The sequence below is a fragment of the Pseudomonas sp. SDT291_1_S447 genome (genome assembly GCF_054070155.1).
In genome coordinates, this window is sequence record NZ_JBSVXS010000212.1 from 1 (window position 1) to 4,742 (window position 4,742).

The following is a 4,742-nucleotide window of genomic DNA, read 5'->3' on the forward strand; positions in this document are numbered from 1 at the left end:
GATAGCGGTGTGTCAGCTACATTTGTGTTAACTGAAACTCCGCTATCGCGAGCAGGCTCACTCCTACAGGGATCGGTGTTATTTCGGGGTGCAGGTCAGTTTGATGCGCAGCTTGATGATCTCGCGGGTGAACTTGGCCGTGGCGTTTTTATGTTTGCCGGCCGGTACATCGATTGTGCGGGTGCGCGGCGCTTCCGGGCCATTGCTGAACACCGCTTTGCACGTCGCGTCGACATCACCGTAGTTGGCCACCCGAATCGAGCCGATGTCGTTATCGGTGTCGAAGGTCTCGTAGTCGATCTTCATGCCGTTGAGTTCTTTCTGCACATCGATCGGGTACGCAAAAGCAGTCAGCGGTAGCAGCGCCAGCAGCACACAACAGAATTTTTTCATTCGGCAGTCTCCATGAGGGACGGCCAGCTTAGGACAAGAGGAGCTATTGATGAAAGCGCCCCGCGTGACCCTGGATCAATGGCGAACATTGCAGGCCGTGGTCGACCACGGCGGATTCGCCCAGGCCGCCGAGGCCTTGCACCGTTCGCAATCATCGGTGAGTTACACCGTTGCCCGTATGCAGGACCAGCTCGGCGTGCCGTTGCTGCGCATCGACGGGCGTAAAGCCGTACTCACTGAAGCCGGCGGCGTGTTGCTGCGTCGTTCGCGGCAACTGGTGAAACAGGCTAGCCAACTGGAAGATCTTGCCCACCATATGGAGCAAGGCTGGGAAGCCGAGGTGCGGCTGGTAGTCGATGCGGCCTACCCGAGCGCACGCATCGTCCGCGCATTGACCGCGTTCATGCCGCAGAGTCGCGGTTGCCGCGTGCGTCTGCGTGAGGAAGTGTTGTCGGGTGTTGAAGAAGTGCTGCTTGAAGGCGTGGCTGATCTGGCCATCACCGGCCTGAGCATTCCCGGTTACCTCGGTGCAGAGCTAAGTGATGTCGAGTTCGTCGCCGTCGCCCACCCCGATCACCCGCTGCATCGGCTCAATCGCGAGCTGAGCTTTCAGGATCTGGAAACCCAGATGCAAGTGGTGATTCGCGACTCCGGCCGCCAGCAACCGCGGGACGTCGGCTGGCTCGGCGCCGAGCAGCGCTGGACCGTGGGCAGCCTCGCCACGGCGGCCACGTTCGTCAGCAGCGGCCTCGGTTTTGCCTGGCTGCCCCGGCACATGATCGAGCGGGAATTGAAGGATGGCTCGCTCAAGCTGCTACCGTTGGACAGGGGCGGCAACCGCAACTCCAGTTTCTATCTGTATTCGAACAAGGACAAACCCTTGGGTCCGGCCACGCAAATCCTCATCGAACTGCTGCGTACCTTCGACACCTTGCCGCTGGACGCACCGTTCGCCGCCCCTGAACAAGCCTGACACGGAGTTCACCGATGGCGTATTTCGAGCACGATGGTTGCAACCTGCACTACGAGGAATATGGCCACGGCGCGCCGTTGCTGCTGGTTCACGGGCTTGGTTCGAGCACGCTGGATTGGGAAATGCAGATCCCGGCGCTCGCCGCGCACTATCGGGTGATCGTCCCGGATATTCGCGGCCACGGGCGCTCGGACAAACCGCGCGAGCGCTACAGCATCGCCGGCTTCAGCGCCGACATGGTTGCGCTGATCGAGCACTTGCGTCTCGGCCCGGTGCATTACGTCGGGCTGTCGATGGGCGGTATGATCGGCTTCCAGCTCGGCGTCGATCAGCCGCAAATGCTGAAAAGCCTGACCATCGTCAACAGCGCGCCCGAAGTCAAACTACGTAGCCGCGATGACTACTGGCAGTGGTTCAAACGCTGGAGCCTGATGCGAGTGCTCAGCCTCGCCAGCATCGGCAAAGCCCTTGGCAGCAAACTTTTTCCGAAACCCGAACAGGCCGATCTGCGACAGAAAATGGCCGAACGCTGGGCAAAAAACGACAAACGTGCTTATCTCGCCAGCTTCGATGCGATTGTTGGCTGGGGCGTTCAGGAACGACTTTCCCGGGTGACCTGTCCAACGCTCGTCATCAGCGCCGACCGTGATTACACACCGGTGGCACTGAAAGAAGCCTATGTAAAACTGCTGCCGAATGCGCGGCTGGTGGTGATCGCCGATTCGCGCCACGCCACCCCGCTCGATCAACCCGAACGCTTCAATCAAACGCTGCTGGAGTTCCTCGCCGCAGCCGATACTCAATCTCAGGATCACTGACCCATGCTGAAAAAACTCGCCCTCGCCGCTGGTACTGTGCTGTTTGCCGCCAACCTGATGGCAGCCACGCCGGTCAAAGCACCGCACGTGCTGCTGGACACCACCAACGGCCAGATCGAAATCGAACTGGATCCGGTCAAGGCGCCGATCAGCACCAAGAACTTTCTCGATTACGTCAACAGCGGCTTCTACAACAACACGATTTTCCACCGCGTGATCCCGGGCTTTATGGTTCAGGGCGGCGGTTTCACTCAACAGATGCAGCAAAAAGAAACCAAGGCGCCGATCAAGAACGAGCACAAAAACGGTCTGGCTAACGTTCGTGGCACCTTGTCCATGGCTCGCACCTCCGTACCTGATTCGGCGACCAGCCAGTTCTTCATCAACGTCAAGGACAACGACTTCCTCGACCAAGGCGACGGCTACGCTGTATTCGGCAAAGTGGTCAAAGGCATGGACGTGGTCGACATCATCGTCAACTCGCCGACCACCACCAAAAGCGGCATGAAAGACGTACCTGCCGACCCTGTATTCATCAAGTCGGCCAAAGTCATCGACTAAGCTGTACAGGGCGTATCGAGCGGCGTGAGTTCAACCTCACGCCGCTCACACCGATAAAAGGAGAGCCCGTACTCCGGGCGGTTATCTGATGCTCTATCGCCGTTTCGAACAACTGATCGACATATTCCGTGAAGCCCCGACGGCGTCTCCGCCGGACCGCGTTCTCCCCTTCTATACCTATTACCTCAAGCAGGTCTGGCCAAGTTTCGCCGCCCTGCTCGTCGTTGGCCTGTTCGCCGCATTGATCGAAGTGGCACTGTTCAGTTACCTGAGCCGCATCATCGACCTGGCCCAAGGCACACCGAACCCGAATTTCTTCAGCGACCATGCCCTCGAACTGACGTGGATGCTGGTGGTTGCCCTCGTCCTGCGGCCGATTTTCTTCGGCCTGCACGACTTGCTGGTGCATCAGACGTTAAGCCCCGGCATGACCAGCATGATCCGCTGGCAGAACCACAGCTACGTGCTCAAACAGAGCCTGAATTTCTTCCAGAACGACTTTGCCGGGCGCATCGCCCAGCGCATCATGCAGACCGGTAACTCGCTGCGTGACTCAGCGGTGCAAGCGGTCGATGCACTGTGGCACGTGGTGATCTATGCGATCAGTTCGCTGGTGCTATTCGCCGAGGCCGACTGGCGCCTGATGATCCCGCTGTTGACGTGGATCGTCGCCTACATCGGCGCACTGTATTACTTCGTACCGCGCGTGAAGGATCGTTCGGTGGAAGCTTCCGACGCCCGCTCGAAACTGATGGGCCGCATCGTCGACGGCTACACCAACATCGCCACGCTGAAGCTGTTCGCCCACACCAACTTCGAGCAGCACTACGCCAAGGAGGCCATCGAAGAACAGACCGTCAAAGCGCAAATGGCCGGCCGCGTCGTCACCAGCATGGACGTGGTAATCACTGCCATGAACGGTTTGCTGATCGTCGGCACTACGGCGTTGGCGCTGTGGTTGTGGACGCAATCGTTGATCACCGTTGGCGCGATTGCCCTGGCGACCGGCCTGGTGATCCGCATCGTCAATATGTCCGGCTGGATCATGTGGGTGGTCACCGGCATTTTCGAAAACATCGGCATGGTTCAGGACGGGCTGCGCACCATCTCGCAACCGGTCAGCGTCACCGATCATGAGCAAGCCAAACCATTGGATGTAGCCCGTGGCGAAGTGCGTTTCGAGCACGTGGATTTTCACTACGGCAAAAAGCGCGGGATCATCGGCGACCTCAACCTGAACATCAAACCTGGCGAAAAAATCGGTTTGATCGGGCCATCCGGTGCCGGCAAATCAACGCTGGTCAACCTGCTGCTGCGCCTGTACGACGTCGAGGGCGGGCGAATTATGATCGACGGCCAGAACATCGCCGAAGTCGGTCAGGAAAGCCTGCGCGCGCGGATCGGCATGATCACCCAGGACACCTCGCTGCTGCACCGTTCGATCCGCGACAACTTGCTGTACGGCAAACCGGATGCGACCGACGCCGAGTTGTGGGATGCGGTGCACAAGGCGCGCGCCGATGAGTTCATTCCGCTGCTGTCGGACGCTGAGGGCCGCACGGGTTTCGATGCGCACGTTGGTGAGCGCGGGGTAAAATTGTCCGGTGGCCAACGTCAACGCATTGCGATTGCGCGGGTACTGCTCAAGGACGCGCCGATCCTGATCATGGACGAAGCGACCTCGGCACTGGACTCGGAAGTCGAAGCGGCGATTCAGGAAAGCCTGGAAACCCTGATGCAGGGCAAAACCGTGATCGCCATTGCCCACCGTCTCTCGACCATTGCGCGGATGGATCGGCTGGTGGTGCTGGAGAACGGCAAGATTGCCGAGAGCGGCACCCATGCTGAACTGCTCGCCCATCGCGGGTTGTATGCACGGTTGTGGGCGCATCAGACCGGAGGGTTTGTCGGCATCGATTGACTTTTTCCGTCATCACAAAACCCTGTAGGAGTGAGCCTGCTCGCGATAGCGGTGTGTCAGGCCCACTAATGTTGTT

At 59.3% G+C, this 4,742-nt stretch carries 5 protein-coding genes; 4 read left to right on the forward strand and 1 reads right to left on the reverse strand.

What is annotated here, in order from left to right:
* Positions 1 to 78: 78 nt before the first annotated feature.
* Entirely contained in the window at positions 79 to 393 is a 315-nt protein-coding gene (locus tag ACW9IR_RS28675; protein WP_102900300.1) for a 3-phosphoglycerate kinase, read from the reverse strand.
* 49 nt (positions 394 to 442) lie between these two features.
* On the opposite strand from ACW9IR_RS28675, the gene ACW9IR_RS28680 reads away from it, so the two are divergent.
* The 4 genes from ACW9IR_RS28680 to ACW9IR_RS28695 all read left to right on the forward strand — a co-directional run bounded on the left by ACW9IR_RS28680 (position 443) and on the right by ACW9IR_RS28695 (position 4,666).
* A complete protein-coding gene (locus tag ACW9IR_RS28680) occupies positions 443 to 1,366 on the forward strand; it encodes a LysR family transcriptional regulator (protein WP_007914443.1) in 924 nt (307 codons plus the stop codon).
* Positions 1,367 to 1,380: 14 nt separating this feature from the next.
* The gene (locus ACW9IR_RS28685) at positions 1,381 to 2,184 is read left to right on the forward strand and encodes an alpha/beta fold hydrolase (RefSeq protein ID WP_110720046.1); all 804 of its coding nucleotides are present in this window, start codon (positions 1,381 to 1,383) and stop codon (positions 2,182 to 2,184) included.
* Positions 2,185 to 2,187: 3 nt separating this feature from the next.
* Positions 2,188 to 2,745 (forward strand): peptidylprolyl isomerase, encoded by a 558-nt coding sequence (locus ACW9IR_RS28690; RefSeq protein WP_095119068.1) that lies wholly within the window; start codon positions 2,188 to 2,190, stop codon positions 2,743 to 2,745.
* Positions 2,746 to 2,833: 88 nt separating this feature from the next.
* Positions 2,834 to 4,666, forward strand: a complete 1,833-nt coding sequence (locus ACW9IR_RS28695) for an ABC transporter ATP-binding protein (RefSeq protein ID WP_095119069.1) — start codon at positions 2,834 to 2,836, stop codon at positions 4,664 to 4,666.
* Positions 4,667 to 4,742 lie beyond the last annotated feature (76 nt).

Excerpts from the sequence above, each read along its gene's own strand:
- ACW9IR_RS28675 (WP_102900300.1), bottom strand. The coding sequence starts at position 393 with ATGAAAAAATTCTGTTGTGTGCTGCTGGCGCTGCTACCGCTGACTGCT.
- ACW9IR_RS28685 (WP_110720046.1), top strand. The coding sequence starts at position 1,381 with ATGGCGTATTTCGAGCACGATGGTTGCAACCTGCACTACGAGGAATAT.
- ACW9IR_RS28695 (WP_095119069.1), top strand. The coding sequence starts at position 2,834 with ATGCTCTATCGCCGTTTCGAACAACTGATCGACATATTCCGTGAAGCC.
- ACW9IR_RS28690 (WP_095119068.1), top strand. The coding sequence starts at position 2,188 with ATGCTGAAAAAACTCGCCCTCGCCGCTGGTACTGTGCTGTTTGCCGCC.
- ACW9IR_RS28680 (WP_007914443.1), top strand. The coding sequence starts at position 443 with ATGAAAGCGCCCCGCGTGACCCTGGATCAATGGCGAACATTGCAGGCC.